This is a genomic window from Methanothermococcus thermolithotrophicus DSM 2095, from assembly GCF_000376965.1.
GTDB classification, from domain to species: domain Archaea; phylum AGJL01; class Methanococci; order Methanococcales; family Methanococcaceae; genus Methanothermococcus; species Methanothermococcus thermolithotrophicus.
The window spans coordinates 20,853-35,956 of record NZ_AQXV01000047.1 but is presented as its reverse complement, the minus strand read 5'-3'; the positions used below and the strand labels follow the sequence as shown (position 1 = coordinate 35,956).

Sequence of the window (15,104 nt, the reverse complement as noted above, 5' to 3'; positions counted from 1 at the left end):
ATTAATATATAATAATAGTCAAATATATGTCGTTGACAATTATATGATGGTATACAATTTTAACTAAACTTATGATTATTTTATAAAATTAAATAATACAATTTTTGGATTTGAATACGAGGAATTTATCTAAATCGTTAGTTTAAGGATAATGCACACAACTATAAACATTTTAATTTACGCCATAAATAAGTGAAGAATACGTGTAACTAATTTATAAATAAAAAAGTTATACGATATTCCATACATAATATTCTATACATAATGATGTGTTTATGACATATGTCTTACTTTTTTATCATTAATTGTCGGTAGTTGATTATACTATATTATTAATTTGTAATGTACTTTAAATATTTTACTTTACATTATATACATTATGTTAATGGTGAGAATTATGGTAGAATTATTATCTCCAGCAAGGGATTTAACCTGCTTAAAAACGGCATTTAAATATGGTGCAGATGCAGTTTACTGCGGATTAAAGGAATTAAACATGCGAGCAACGGCTAAAAACTTTGAAAAAGAAGATTTAAAAGAGGGAATAGCATTTGCCCACGATATGGATAAAAAAGTTTACCTATGCACAAATACGGTAGTTTATGAAAACGATTTAGAAAAATTAAATGACATCCTGGATTTTGCAAATAGTGCCGAAGTTGATGCTTTAATTGTAAGTGATTTGGGAACAATGGAACTTGCAAAAGACTATGGATTGGAAGTTCACATGAGTGTTCAAACAAACATTACCAACTCTTTAACTGCAAGGTTTTATTCAAAATTTGCAAAAAGAATAATCCTATCTAGAGAGCTCACCTTAAATCAAATAAATGAAATAAGGAACAATTTAAAAAAACAAAATATCGATTTAGAACTTGAAGGTTTTGTTCACGGAGCTCTATGTGTTGCAGTAAGTGGAAGGTGCTTCCTGAGCTCCTACTTATTTAACAGGCATGCAAATTGTGGAGACTGTCTTCAACCGTGCAGAAGAAACTGGAAACTTGTAAATGAACATGTTGATGGAACCCATGAGGTTGTATGTGAGGGTAAATATTTGTTATCCCCTAAAGATTTATGTACTATCGAACATATCCCTGAGCTCATGGAAGCTTTAGACAGTTTTAAAATAGAGGGAAGGGCAAAGAACGTTGATTATGTCATGAGGGTAACCAAAGTATATAGAACTGCCATAGATTCCGTAATAGATGGTACTTATGAAGAAAAACTGCCGTACTTTAAAAAAGAACTTGAAAAAGTCTATAACAGGGAGTATGATACCGGTTTTTACTTCAGGGATGTTAAAAAATCTCACGACTTCCAGTATGAAAAAGAAGGAAACGTTTCAAATTATAAAAAAATCGAAATTGGCTCTGTTGTTAACTACTACAAAAAAGTAGGTGTAGCGGAAATAAAATTAATAAATGACTTGAAAGTAGGGGATACAGTCTTAATCGTAGGGAATAAAACCGGATGTGTGGAAGAGGAAATAGTTTCGATGGAAATAAATCATAAATCCGTAGAAGTTGCTAAAAAAGGAGAAAGTGTGGGAGTTAAATTAAAAAACGTTGTTAGGGAAAACGATAAGGTATATATTTTAATCGGAGTGAGCGAAGCGAACGAAGAGTTACGAAAATCATGAAGTGATTTTCGTTCAAAGAAGTTTGATTAAATAATGAATTACTATAAAAACTTTTTTATATTTTAAAACGATATAAAAAATCACCGGACTAAATTTTCCGGTCATGCTAAGAGAAGACATGACGAAAATTATATTAAAATTTTATTATTGGGGATAATTATGGATAAAAATAAGATGTCGAAATTTGCACATATAACTAAAGTTCATCCTTGTTACAATGAAAAAATTCACGATAAAATAGGAAGGGTACATCTTCCAGTGGCACCTAAATGTAATATAGCGTGCAGATTCTGTAAGAGGTGCGTGGGTGAAGAGTCATGCTGTGAAGATAGACCAGGGGTAGCACAGCATATAATGAAACCAGAGGAAGTTGAACCTTATCTGCAAGAGTTACTTAAAAAAATGCCCAACTTAAAAGTTGTAGGGATAGCAGGACCTGGGGACAGTTTATTTAACAAAGAAACTTTTGAAACCTTTGAAATTATAGATGAAAAGTTCCCGGATTTGGTAAAGTGTCTGTCCACAAATGGTCTTCTGCTTTCAAAGCATGCTAAAAAACTGGCAGATTTGGGTATAAAAACTGTGACAGTTACAGTTAATGCAGTAGATCCAAAGATATTAAAAGAAATTGTAGATTGGGTTTACTACGACGGTAAGGTGCACAAAGGGGAAGAAGGAGCAGAGATATTAATTAAAAACCAGATTGAAGGGGTTCAAAAGGCCTATGATTTAGACATTGTTGTAAAGATAAATACAGTTTTGATTCCTGAAATAAATCTAAATCACGTGGTAGAGGTTTCAAAAACATTTAAAGATGTTGCATATATGCAAAATATAATCCCACTTATACCAATGTACAAGATGGAGAATTTAAGTAGGCCAACCTGCGATGAAATAAGCAACGTAAGGGATGCTGCTGAAGAATACTTGCACCAATTCAGATCATGTCAGCAGTGTAGGGCAGATGCTGCTGGTTTGTTACATGAAACGGAACATTTAAATAAAAAAGGAAAGAAACTAGATGTGTATGATTTAAAGCATTTCTCACACTAAAACTTTTTTATATTATTTTTATATATTAGTTATAGTTTATTTTCATTTTTGTAAAATCCTGATTTATAGAAAAATATAAAAGATGATATAAAGAAAGACAGGATAGTAAAAACACAAATAATCTAATAGCGATTTTGTAGGTGTTATAGATGGAAAGAGCTGTTATCACAGTTACAGGAATGGATAGGACCGGAATTGTTGCAAGTATTTCAAATACTCTTGCAGAGAACGATGTTAATATATTGGACATAAGGCAAACGATAATGGATGATCTTTTTACCATGATCATGCTTGTTGATATTTCAAAAATCGACTTTATAAAATTAAAAGAAGAATTGGACAAATTAGGGGAAAAAATAGGCGTTAAAATTATAGCCCAACATGAAGATATTTTCAGATATATGCACAGAATTTAAACTGTAAAAAATAAAAATCTTTTTTATTTACTTATTTACTTGATTCTAATTCTTCTTTCAACTCAAGACCTTTTTTAGTCCACTCCTCTTCAATAGGCCGTTCTGATGCAATCATAATTATGGCCTTTCCATGGAGTGTTTTTCTAATTCTCATGCCTTCTGGAAATACTCTATTCATGAAGTCAAGAACTTTGGCTATAAAGTCATCTTTTGCATCATGAATTATCATGTCTTGGTCCACAGGAGTATCTGTATAAACTTCAAATCTCGAAGGCTGGTCTATTATATTTATCTTTTCAAAGAGCTGCGGTGCATATGTTTCGTCTTCTATCCTTAACTTGTAGATTTTTTTACCATTTTTTTCCTGTACCTCTTCAATATTTGCCACATCGGTGAGTTTTATTAACTTTGATGTTGATTTAGGTAGTACTCCAATTATAAAAAAAGGTTCTTCTTCCCTACATATCATCTTTACCTTTACAATAGACTTTCCTAAAACTAAATCTTCAAGTGAGGTTTGAATAATCTTGCTATATATTCTTTTTCCAGTTTCATCTTTGCAGTCCACATCGATATAAGCCACAATATCCCTCATAATATATCAATAATATTAAAATCTGTTTTTAATAATCTTGATCAACAAAATAATTATTTAATATGATATTCTATTGTTTGTAAATTCGACTATTATAAATTTACCATATAAAATTTGAAAATAGTGTTTATGATATAAATATTAACCGCCAGATACAACAGGAACCAATCTTAATTTATCACTATCGCTTATTTTTTCATGTTCGGATAGTATTTCTCCACCCTTAACAACTAAATAGTCTTCTAAGTCTAGCTTTTCAAGTAAATCCTTTACAGTCGAGTTTTCAGGTAACTCAACTTCGAACTTTTCCCCCATTTTGTCAACAAAAACCTTCAAGATGTCACCGATAATTTAGTTCACTTATTACATAATTATAGTTATAAGACATTAAAAAGGATATAGTACCTTTCAATTCAAAAAATTAAAAGAAAATAAGGGACAGTTCAAAACGCATTTAAATATGTTTCAGTTTTGACTGCCAATGAGAAAAGTATAATGTAAATTTCACACCAATTAATCTTTTTGTAAACCGCACATTTTTCTTAATTTGGCCCCAACTTCTTCGATCAATAATTCTGATTCTATTCTTCTCATTGAATTTAAGTGAGCTTTTCCTGAGATGTTTTCAAGTGCCCATTCTTTGGTAAATCTTCCATCTTGGATTTCTTTTAAAATTTTTCTCATTTCCTGTCTTGATTGTTCATTTATTACTCTGCTTCTTCTTGTCAATCCACCGTATTCTGCGGTGTTACTTACGTCATTCCACATTCCTGCAAATCCTTTTTGGTATATTAAGTCGATAATTAATTTTAACTCGTGGCATGTTTCAAAATATGCCATTTCTGGTGAATATCCTGCTTCAACAAGTGTTTCAAATCCTGCCTTAATTAATTCAGTTACACCGCCGCACAATACTGCCTGTTCTCCAAATAAATCTGTTTCGGTTTCTTCTCTAAATGTTGTTTGAATTACACCTGCTCTTGTTAATCCAACACCTTTTGCCATACCTAATGCAATATCTAAAGCATCTCCTGTAGCATCCTTTTCAACACAAACTAACCCTGGAACTCCAAATCCTTCTTCGTATGTTCTCCTAACCATAGCTCCAGGTGATTTTGGAGCAACCATAACAACGTTTACCCCCTCAGGAGGAACAATGTATCCATAGTGAATGTTGTAACCGTGTGAGAAGCTTAATGTTTTTCCTTCTTTTAAGTATGGTTTTATTTGTTTGTTGTAAACGTCACCTTGGATTTCGTCTGGTATTAATATGTGGATTATATCTGCTTTTTCTGCAGCCTCTTCTATTGATAATACTTCATGGCCATCTTCTTTTGCTTTGTTCCATGAAGCTCCGTTTGGTCTTAAACCTACAACAACTTTTAATCCACTATCTTTCATGTTTAATGACTGAGCTCTTCCTTGGCTACCATATCCGATTACAGCTATTGTTTTATCTTTTACAGCATCAAATGTTGTATCTGAATCATAGAATACCTTCATTATTTCACCTCTTAGAATCATAACAAGTTATATTATAGATATATATAAGGGTTATCGTAGTGAGCGAAGCGAACGGAGAGCTGCAAATTCCGAAGGAATTTGCTCAATCTCTCTGTTTAATCAAAGGTTATACTTTATTTTTTATTTGATTTTAATATCTTTGAACCTCTTACAAGTGCAGTTAGCCCTGTTCGTGCCATTTCTTTAATGCCCATCGGTTTAACCAAATCGATAAATGCGTTAATTTTATCTTCGTCCCCGGTTATTTCCACAGTTAGAGCTTCAGTACTTAAATCTACAATTTTACCCCTAAATATATTGGTGTATTGAATAACCTGGGATTTACTGTTTTCAGTTGGGGCATATACTTTGATAAGGCATAATTCTCTTTTTACCGTATTTTTATCATCTAAATCACTGACTTTGATAACCTCTACAAGCTTATTTAGCTGTTTTATAACCTGCTCTAGAGTTTCATCATCTCCTTTAACTACAATGGTCATTCTAGCAATGTCTGGATTCTCAGTGATCCCCACAGTAATACTTGAAATATTAAACCATCTTCTAGTAAAAAGGCCAGAAATCCTCTGAAGAACTCCCGGCCTGTGTAAAACCAAAACTGAAATAACATGTTTGTGTTCCATAAAACCACCCATTTTATTAAAAATTATTTAATTGGTAGTTATTAGTAATTCGGCAGCATGTTCTACCATTGTTTTTCTTTACAGATTTGATAATTCTTTTATTTTTTTTCATCTGAAGACATTAATATTTTTTTCATCTCACTGAAACATAACGACTTTATGTTTGGACTTTCCTTAACTGGTTCGATAATATTTGTTAGCTTTCCTCCAGGTGGAACCATAGATAATGCTTCTGCTGGATCAATTACAAAATCAAGTAAATATGGTTCATCACTTGATATTGCCTCTTTAAATGCTTCTTTTATTTCATTTGGATTGGTTATTCTTCTTCCTTTAATGCCGTAGCTTTCTGCAAGTTTAACAAAGTCAGGACTTTCCCCAAGATGAACTTGGCATTGTCTCTTTCCATAGTATAGGTTTTGCCATTGGTAAACCATTCCAAGGGTTCTATTATCAAATATACATACTACAACTGGGATTTCATAATCTTTAATTGTAGCCAATTCTTGGGAATTCATTAAAAATCCACCGTCTCCACTAACGGAGATGACATTTGCATCAGGTCTTGCGATTTTAGCTCCAATCGCAGACGGGAACCCAAAGCCCATTGTACCTAATCCACCGGATGAAATGAATGACCTTGGAGCATTTGCCTTAAAATAATGGGCCATCCACATTTGATTTTGTCCAACATCAGTTGTTATAATACTGTTCTTTAATTCTGGATCTATTTCCTTTAGAGCTCCCATCAATTCTTTTACTATTCTCTGTGGTTTCATAGGAATGTCGTCATAATCCATCATTGGCATGGAAGTTTTTTTCAGGTCATTTATGTATTCCATCCATTCTACTTTTGCTTTTATATCCTTCTTCATTAAATGGATTAACAAATCCTTTAAAATTATTTTTGCATCCCCTACGATTGGAATATCAACTTTTATGTTTTTCCCGATTTCTGCAGGATCTACATCTATATGAATTACTTTTGCATATGGGGCGAATGATTTTAGATCTCCAGTTATTCTATCTGAAAATCTACACCCTATGGCAATTAAAACATCACTTTCAGCTACACAGTAGTTTGCAGGCTTTGTACCGTGCATTCCCACCATACCGAGAGCTAAAGGATGTTCTTCTGGGAAACTTCCTTTTCCCATTAACGTTGTACACACAGGAATTTTTGCAAGTTCAGCAACTTTTATGAGCTCCTCTGTAGCACCTGCAATATTTACCCCACCACCGGCTATAATAACAGGTCTTTCTGCAATTGATATGAGCTCTGCAGCTTTTTTAATTTGGAGGGGGTGTCCTACCTTTGTTGGTTTGAATCCTATTAAGTTAACCTTGGCTGGAATAGGATGCTTTTTTAAATCTACATCTAGTTCTTGAGTATCCTTAGGTAAGTCTATATGGACAGGCCCCGGCCTCCCGGTTTTAGCTATTTCAAATGCTGATCTAAATGTTTCAGGTATTTCTTCAGGTTTTTGAATCTGAAAATTGTGTTTAGTTATCGGCATAAAAAGACCGAGGGCATCTATCTCTTGGAACGCATCATTTCCTATTAGTTTTGTTGGAACTTGCCCGGTTAGTGCCACAACAGGGGAAGAATCTGCATGAGCTGTTGCAATCCCTGTTACAAGATTAGTAGCTCCTGGACCTGATGTACCGATACATACCCCAACATCACCACTAGCTCTTGCATAACCGTCTGCTGCATGTGCTGCAGCCTGTTCGTGCCTTGTTAGCACATGTATGAAGTCGGAGTCATAGAGTGCATCATAAAAAGGTAAGAGAGCTCCACCCGGATAACCAAAAAGAACTTTAACATTTTCTGCTTCAAGTGCCTTCATCATAACTTCTGATCCTTTCATGACATCACCAAAATAAACAGATACTGGTAATTACTAACATTATTTGTAAGGTTATTTGTAAGGTTAGTTTATCTAAATATTATATAAATATTATGTGAAGTATGCAATATCAAAGATTAATTTATTTTGGATATAAAAAGTGGAAAAATTGAATAAGGGATATAACATATGAGGGTTATATATTTTAGTATGTTTTTAATTGGGGTGGTTTTATGGTAGTTGCAGAAGTTACAATAGTCCCACTTGGGAAAGGAGCAAGTGTCTCTAAGTATGTTAAAAAAGCTATTGAAGTATTTAAAAAATATGATAATTTAAAGGTAGAATCCAATGCTATGAGCACGGTTTTAGAAGGGGATTTAGATATTGTACTTAGTGCCTTTAAGGAAGCTCACAGAGAAGTTCTAAAAGATTCAGATAGAGTTTTAAGTACTTTGAAGATAGATGAAAGAACAGACAAGGAAAATACTATAGAAAGAAAGTTAAAAGCTATCGAATAAATTAATACATAAATAGTTCAATGAACAAAAATCTAAGATGTTACAGGGAAGTTGGCAACCTCGTTGTCCAACTCGTTCGGTGAAAATATGATTTTAGGGATTCACGACGGACACAATGCAAGTGCTTCATTAATTGACAGTAATGGGATAAAGTACGCCATAAGCGAAGAGAGATTTACAAGAAAAAAAAATCAACGGGGTTTTCCAAAAAACAGTATAGAGTATATTTTGAACAGTTTGGAAAATACTGGAAGTAATGAGAACAGTAACATTGATTTAATAACCGTAGGGGGAGTATTTAGGAAAGGGGGTAGGTTAAAGGATTTAAAAAGATTTCAGGAAAAAATCCAAGTTCCAATGCTCTACTTTAATCACCATCTTTGCCATGCATCTCTTTATCAACTTTCTGAGTTTAAAGAGTGTTTGTCAATAACAATAGACGGAGGGGGAGATGGATTTTCTTCAACAGTTTCAATTGGAACTAAAAAAGGTCTTGAAATTATTGCTCAAAGTGATTTAATTGATTCAGTGGGGGACTTCTATGCCTCAATAACAGAACTTTTGGGTTTTAAGCCAATGGAAGATGAAGGAAAAGTTATGAGCCTTTCAGGATATGATTGTGAGGGTGTAACCTACGACTACGATTTAAAAATTTTAGATTACAATGAAAAAACAAAATCCTTTAAGAATTATTTAGGTACCGTAGGTTATGAAGCTACAAAGGCTTTAAAGAGAATTTTCAATTATTCTGGTTCTTGGGATGAAAAAGTTTCAATATCTAAGTTTGCCCAAAAAACCTTGGAAGATACTGTTTTAAAATTAATAAAAAGCCTTGTTCATGAGACAGGTATTGAAAATATTGTTTTTAGTGGGGGAGTTGCACAGAATGTCAAACTCAACAAAGTAATAAGGGAAAACGTTGGGGAGATTTTTATACCTCCGTTTATGGGGGATGAAGGTTTATCAATAGGTTCTTCGCTCTTACTAGATAATGCAAAATTTAATAAGTCAAATATAATTTTAAAAGACACCTACTTAGGGTATGAAATAAAAAACGAAGATATTACCATCAACAGTACTGGCCTGAACAATAACTTGAATTACAAAATAACATATCTTGAGGAAGAAGAAATCCCTGAAGTTGTTGGAGATTTAATAACTTCAAATAAAATAGTATGTGTTTGCAGAGGTAGGATGGAGTTTGGACCTAGAGCTCTAGGAAATAGGAGTATATTGGCATTACCTACAAAAGAAAATGCTATAAAAATTGGAAAAATGTTAAAAAGGGATTTATTTATGCCATTTGCCCCTACGATTCTCTACGATTATGTGAATGACTACTTAGAAAATCCTTCTTACAGTCCATTTATGACTATGTTGTTCGATGTTAAAGAAAATAAAGAAAAGATGAGTAATATAAACGATATATCCGGGGTAGTTCACAAAGACAACACTACAAGACCTCAAACCTTAAAGAAAGATTTCAATAGTACTTACTACGGAGTAATAAGCCATGTCTATGAGTCCAAGGATATTCCTATGGTTTTAAACACCAGCTTTAACTTACACGGTGAGCCAATAGTTTGTAATGAAAAAGATGCCATTAGGTCGTTTAAAAAAGTAGGGGACGCCCTTTTATTGGGTAATTATTTGATAGAAAAAAATTAAAAAAATGATACTATCCTTCTAAAACTTTTACATAAAAGCGTCTATTTCTTGGACCATCAAATTCGCAAAAATAGATTCCCTGCCAGGTACCTAACAAAATTGAACCATTTTTGATTATAACGGTTAAAGAGGAACCAAAAAGACTGCTTTTTATATGTGCATCGGAATTTCCTTCCATATGTGAAAAATTATAATTTTTTGGTATTTTTTCATTTAAAAATTTAATTATATCTTTTTTTACTGAGGGGTCCGCATTTTCATTTATAGTTATAGCCGATGTGGTGTGGGGTGTAAATACTACTGCAATTCCGTTCTGAATCTTGGACTTTCCAATGGATTCAACAACAAAATTGGTAATATCAATCAATTCTTCCCTTGAATTTGTTTTAATTGAATATTCAAAAAGCATAAAGTCCCACCTAAAAATGAGTTATACGATTAGAAATATTATAATGAAGATAAAAAATAAAAATTTAATTGATTAATCCAATCTATATCTTAATATTGCAGCCATACCTCTAAAAGCCTTTGAAATCTGGCTACCTTCTTCTGTATCTGTGGAAATAACTCTTAATTCAGTGTTACTTTCTTTACATAGTTCTGATAAATATTCTATAATATCTTTGGTATCTTCAATATAGAGCATACCTTCACATGTTGGACAGGTTTTTGTCTTCAGCTCCTCTTCAAACTTTGACAACTCATCAGTCTTTACGTTGATTTCTTCAGTATAGTCACAGTTATTACATTTTACAGTTACCCTTGTCATGTTTATATCTTCGGTAACTATGAGAACATCGACAGCTCCTATCAAGAGATATTTCATAACCTCTTTTTCACCATAGGCTGCAAGTCCCCCATCTTCCTTTATTAGTTCCTTGAAGAATCTTTGGACGACTTCTTTTTCTTTCATTAATTCCATATCTCTTAGAAGGTCGGATGCTTTATCAAGCAATTCTCTGATACCAAATTCTTCGGTATAGCATAGGTCAAAAGTATCTATAACCTTCTTTTTCAATTCATGATGTAGATAGTCTTTTTCAACGAATTCGTTTTTGGTGTTTCCAGGACCTCCAACCAATATACCTCTTAGTTTTTTCTCTTCTAAAATAGGTAAAAGTCCTTCGTTTGCATATTCTCCTACTCTGACCATAAATTGGTGTGCAGCATCGTCAATTAATCTCTCTAACCTTCTTGCAGACTGACCACCAGCTTTGAACTTTCCAGGAACTCCACTGGTCAATTTTTTAGTAATTTGAATATCCTTTCCTCTAACTATACCCAACGTAGCTTCATTCCTATCTATTAGAATAACCCCGTAAACGTCTTTATCTTGAATAAAGCCTTCTAAAGGTTCTGTATAGAACTGAGAATCACATTTGTATATGAAAGTTTTTACAGGTTCAGGAGGCTCCAATACATAAACTTCCATTTTTTCTGTTCCTGGACCTCCCCTAGGAATCATTCCTGCAAATATGATGACTCCTTTTTCAAGAGGTTCTTTTAAAAGCTTTAATCTTTGTAGTATAACCTCAATTGCTGATTGAACGTTTTTCTTTGTAGTTTTACTTTTAATGTTTGAGGATTGTGACAGCTCTTCCTTTAAATACTGGGAAACGTCTGAGAGTCTCCTTCCTGCTGGAATGTATAAACTAATGAGCTCTGTACCTTTTCCTTTTTTATCTCTGAGTTCCTTAAGTGCCTTTTTAAACAGATATACATCCGTTGATGAATTTTCACCCATTAAATCACCTTACCTTAAAAATAGATTATATATATTAAAACTAGTTAAATTATAGTCACCTCATATAATTCCAAGTACTAATAAATGTTTTAATCAACCAATCATATTTGAAATGTTACTTCAATTTAACTTAATTTGTTATAGAATATATGGATTGTAATAAAATATACATCCGGTATGAGATGAACTTATATTAACAACACTATTAAAAATATCGGACGAAAACCTTAATGACGATTTAGTAACCAATATTTTTAAAAAGTATATATACTTTTTTATTTTTGTGAGGGAAATAATGGCTAAAAAACAGATCATCGGTAAACTTTCAGATGAAAGAGTTTTGGTTTTTGATAGAGATGGAATCTCAAAATTGCATTCAAAGCGATATGGGGAGTTAAATGATAATTTTCTATCATTATCTCTTGTAGAAGCATTGTATGTTGTGTCAAAAAATTGGCTTAGAGTGAAGGATAAAAGAAATAAGTTCTTATCCTTTGAGGAACTATATGATTATGCACATCAAATAGAAGAGAAGTTGTGCATTAGGTATTTAGTATATAAAGACCTTAGAAATAGAGGCTATACTGTAAAAACTGGATTAAAATATGGTTCAGATTTCAGACTATATGAAAGGAGCAATATTGATGAAGTTCACTCTACATATTTGGTTAAGGTTTTTTCAGAGGAAAAACCCTGTGACATTTCAGAAATTACGGGATTTGTAAGAGTTGCCCATTCAGTAAGGAAAAAATTAATAGTGGCAATCGTTGATGCTGATGGAGATGTTGTCTATTACAACATGAGTTATTTAAAACCATGAACTAAAATCTTAACTTTGTAGTATTCTTTGTAGTATCTAATTAACTGTTAAAAGATTATAATTTTATTGGAAATAAAAGGGGTGATAGCTTGAGAATTACACCTGAAAAAGAAAAGAAATTAATCATGGATATATTAAAAAAACATGGTATCAACGAGAAAGATGCAGAAATAACTGCGAACATATATGTTGAAGCAGATTTAAAAGGGTTTACATCACATGGAATTGGGAGGTTCCCTCAAACTGTCATAGGTCTTGAAATAGGCAATATAAATCCAAATCCCGATATAAAAATATTAAAAGAAAGTCCTGCTGTTGCCACAATAGATGGCGATATGGGATTAGGTTATGTTATAGGAACAAAATCAATGGAGCTCGCTATTGAAAAGGCAAAAAATGTAGGTATTGGTGCAGTTGCTACAGTTAACGCAAATCACTTTGGAATCACAGGACATTATTCAGAAATGGCGTTAAAACATGATTTAATTGGGATTGTTATTACCAACACCGAACCTGCAATGGCTCCTTTTGGAGGGAAGGCCAAAATATTGGGTACAAATCCGATAGCAATTGCAGTTAAAGGAAAAAAACACACTTATTCATTGGATATGGCTACTGCCTCAGTGGCAAGGGGAAAATTGCTTGAAGCTAAGAGGGTTGGAAAAGAAATTCCTCCAAACTGTGCAGTTGATAAAGAAGGAAACATAACAACTGATCCAGTAAAGGCATTAGAAGGCTGCATATTGCCTTTTGGTGGGCCTAAAGGATATGGTCTTGCCCTTGCAATTGAGATCCTTTCAGCACTTGGAGGAGCTGAAATGGGAACAAACGTTAAAGGAACGGCAAACCCTAACGAAAGATGCACAAAAGGCGACTTGTTTATTGCAATAGATCCAGAGTTCTTTGGAGATAAGGAAGAGTTCATGGAAAAAGTGGACAAATTAATAGATGAAATAAAGAGCTCCGAACCTGCCAAAGGATTTGCCAATGTTTTGATTCCAGGGGATATTGAGAGGATGAATATGGAAAAAAGAAAAGAAGGTTTTGAGATAGATACTGAGCTCTACACTAAATTAAAGGAAATCTGTGAGAAAAATGGATTAGATATTAGTGAGTATGTGGAATAATTAATCATACTTTTTTATTTTTATAAAAATTAATTTTTGGATGATACTTAAAATGATCATCAAAATTTGAAGGATTTTTTGAAGATTTACTCAACTTAATATTCTTTTTTTAGCGATAAAAAATAAAATAAAATAAAAAAATAAATTTATAAATCTCTTGGATCTACAATTTCCCCTTTAACTGCACATGCTGCTGCAGTAGCTGGGGATGCCAAATAAACCTCAGATTCTAAGGAACCTTCTCTTCCTCTGAAGTTCCTGTTGGATGTTGCTACACCAACTTCACCAGGACCTAAAATACCATACAGAGCTCCCATACAAGCTGAACATGATGGGTTGGTTACAACACAGCCGTATTTGTAGAATTTTTGGATAATTCCTTCTTCTATAGCTTGTAACATAACTTCTCTTGATGCAGGTGTTACAACTACCCTTATATCGTCTGATATTCCACCGTGTTTTTCTATTATCTCAATTGCTATTCTCAAGTCTTCCAATCTTCCGTTTGTACATGAACCAATGAACACCTGGTCAATAGGTGTGCCTGCAACTTCTCTAACTGCCTTTACATTATCTACGTTGTGAGGACAAGCCATCACAGGTTCTAAGTCGTTTACTTCAATTTCAAATACTTCTTCATATTCGGCGTCTTCATCGCCTTTAATTACTTCAAATGGTCTTTCTGTTCCGTGTTTTGCCATTGCGTCTTTTATGAATTGAACTGTTTTTGCATCAGGTTCGATTAAACCAGCCTTACCGCCCATTTCAATTGCCATGTTTGACATTGTCATTCTTGAAGCTATTGAAAGATTTTTAACTGTTTCTCCACCAAACTGAGCAGCTTTATATGTTGCACCATCAGCCCCAACTTCCCCGATTATTCTTAAGATAATATCTTTTGACATTACATAAGGTTTTAATTCTCCGGTAATGTTGAAGTAAAGTGTTTCAGGGACTTTAAACCATAATTCTCCGGTTGCAAATACTGCAGCCATGTCTGTACTTCCTATTCCAGTGGCAAATGCCCCAAATGCTCCGTATGTACAGGTATGACTATCTGCACCAACTACCACGGTTCCTGGTAATATATGTCCTTTTTCAGGTAAAACTTGGTGGCAAACACCTTCTCTTATGTCGTAGAAGTTCTTTATCTTTTGTTCTTTTACAAATTTTCTCATTAATATATGGTTTTCAGCCGCATTTATACTATCAGCAGGAATCTGGTGGTCAAATGGTATTACTATCTTTTCCCTATCCCAAACTGTTTCAATACCTTCTTTTTTCAAAGTGTTTACAGTTAAAGGACCAGTTATGTCATGAACCATGGCAGTTTCAATTTTTGCCATTACTATATCTCCAGGGGATGCTTCCTTTTTACCTGATGCTCTTGCAAGTATTTTTTCAGCTAGAGTCATTCCCATGTTTATACCTCCGGTAATTAAACAAACTTGATGAGTATGTAGTTTTTCGAACGAAAATGAAAAAAATTAGAAATCTTTATCACCATATCTCCTCAGCTATTTGGAG

Annotated in this window: 15 protein-coding genes; 7 read left to right on the top strand and 8 right to left on the bottom strand. The window is 33.4% G+C overall.

Translation table 11 applies throughout. The features are described 5' to 3' along the window. Positions 1–397 precede the first annotated feature (397 nt). The 3 genes from F555_RS0104675 (at position 398) to F555_RS0104665 (ending at position 3,108) form a co-directional block, all read left to right on the top strand. On the top strand, positions 398–1,639 hold the full coding sequence (locus tag F555_RS0104675) for a U32 family peptidase (protein ID WP_018154059.1): 1,242 nt from the start codon (positions 398–400) through the stop codon (positions 1,637–1,639). A gap of 159 nt (positions 1,640–1,798) precedes the next feature. Then, positions 1,799–2,692, top strand: a complete 894-nt coding sequence (locus F555_RS0104670) for a radical SAM protein (RefSeq protein WP_018154058.1) — start codon at positions 1,799–1,801, stop codon at positions 2,690–2,692. A 149-nt stretch (positions 2,693–2,841) separates the two neighbouring features. After that, positions 2,842–3,108, top strand: coding sequence for an ACT domain-containing protein (locus tag F555_RS0104665; RefSeq protein WP_018154057.1), 267 nt, complete (start codon positions 2,842–2,844; stop codon positions 3,106–3,108). Positions 3,109–3,139: 31 nt separating this feature from the next. Here F555_RS0104665 and F555_RS0104660 read toward each other — a convergent pair whose 3' ends face one another. The 5 genes from F555_RS0104660 to F555_RS0104640 form a co-directional block, all read right to left on the bottom strand. Next, positions 3,140–3,691 carry a methanogenesis marker 17 protein gene (locus tag F555_RS0104660; RefSeq protein ID WP_018154056.1) on the bottom strand — a complete coding sequence of 184 codons (552 nt, stop codon included), beginning with the start codon at positions 3,689–3,691 and terminating at the stop codon, positions 3,140–3,142. 153 nt (positions 3,692–3,844) lie between these two features. Beyond that, on the bottom strand, positions 3,845–4,039 hold the full coding sequence (locus F555_RS0104655; RefSeq protein ID WP_018154055.1) for a MoaD/ThiS family protein: 195 nt from the start codon (positions 4,037–4,039) through the stop codon (positions 3,845–3,847). A gap of 177 nt (positions 4,040–4,216) precedes the next feature. Continuing rightward, the gene (gene ilvC, locus F555_RS0104650; RefSeq protein ID WP_040682795.1) at positions 4,217–5,209 is read right to left on the bottom strand and encodes a ketol-acid reductoisomerase; all 993 of its coding nucleotides are present in this window, start codon (positions 5,207–5,209) and stop codon (positions 4,217–4,219) included. Positions 5,210–5,340: 131 nt separating this feature from the next. After that, on the bottom strand, positions 5,341–5,850 hold the full coding sequence (ilvN, locus tag F555_RS0104645; RefSeq protein ID WP_018154053.1) for an acetolactate synthase small subunit: 510 nt from the start codon (positions 5,848–5,850) through the stop codon (positions 5,341–5,343). A 98-nt stretch (positions 5,851–5,948) separates the two neighbouring features. Further along, entirely contained in the window at positions 5,949–7,721 is a 1,773-nt protein-coding gene (locus F555_RS0104640; RefSeq protein WP_018154052.1) for an acetolactate synthase large subunit, read from the bottom strand. 212 nt (positions 7,722–7,933) lie between these two features. Between F555_RS0104640 and F555_RS0104635 the strand changes: the two genes are divergently transcribed. Both F555_RS0104635 and F555_RS0104630 read left to right on the top strand, forming a co-directional pair. Further along, on the top strand, positions 7,934–8,218 hold the full coding sequence (locus F555_RS0104635) for an MTH1187 family thiamine-binding protein (RefSeq protein WP_018154051.1): 285 nt from the start codon (positions 7,934–7,936) through the stop codon (positions 8,216–8,218). 87 nt (positions 8,219–8,305) lie between these two features. Beyond that, entirely contained in the window at positions 8,306–9,886 is a 1,581-nt protein-coding gene (locus tag F555_RS0104630; RefSeq protein ID WP_018154050.1) for a carbamoyltransferase C-terminal domain-containing protein, read from the top strand. A 10-nt stretch (positions 9,887–9,896) separates the two neighbouring features. Here F555_RS0104630 and F555_RS0104625 read toward each other — a convergent pair whose 3' ends face one another. After that, positions 9,897–10,295 carry a secondary thiamine-phosphate synthase enzyme YjbQ gene (locus tag F555_RS0104625; protein ID WP_018154049.1) on the bottom strand — a complete coding sequence of 133 codons (399 nt, stop codon included), beginning with the start codon at positions 10,293–10,295 and terminating at the stop codon, positions 9,897–9,899. A 72-nt stretch (positions 10,296–10,367) separates the two neighbouring features. Next, on the bottom strand, positions 10,368–11,630 hold the full coding sequence (gene prf1, locus F555_RS0104620; RefSeq protein WP_018154048.1) for a peptide chain release factor aRF-1: 1,263 nt from the start codon (positions 11,628–11,630) through the stop codon (positions 10,368–10,370). A gap of 295 nt (positions 11,631–11,925) precedes the next feature. Here prf1 and endA point away from each other — a divergent pair, with 295 nt between their 5' ends. Continuing rightward, complete coding sequence (gene endA / locus F555_RS0104615) at positions 11,926–12,450, top strand: tRNA-intron lyase (RefSeq protein ID WP_018154047.1); 525 nt, start codon at positions 11,926–11,928, stop codon at positions 12,448–12,450. A gap of 89 nt (positions 12,451–12,539) precedes the next feature. After that, positions 12,540–13,577 carry an L-sulfolactate dehydrogenase gene (gene comC / locus F555_RS0104610; RefSeq protein WP_018154046.1) on the top strand — a complete coding sequence of 346 codons (1,038 nt, stop codon included), beginning with the start codon at positions 12,540–12,542 and terminating at the stop codon, positions 13,575–13,577. Between the two features lie 146 nt (positions 13,578–13,723). Here the strand turns inward: comC and leuC are convergent, their stop codons facing one another. Next, entirely contained in the window at positions 13,724–14,998 is a 1,275-nt protein-coding gene (gene leuC, locus F555_RS0104605; RefSeq protein WP_018154045.1) for an isopropylmalate/citramalate isomerase large subunit, read from the bottom strand. Positions 14,999–15,104 lie beyond the last annotated feature (106 nt).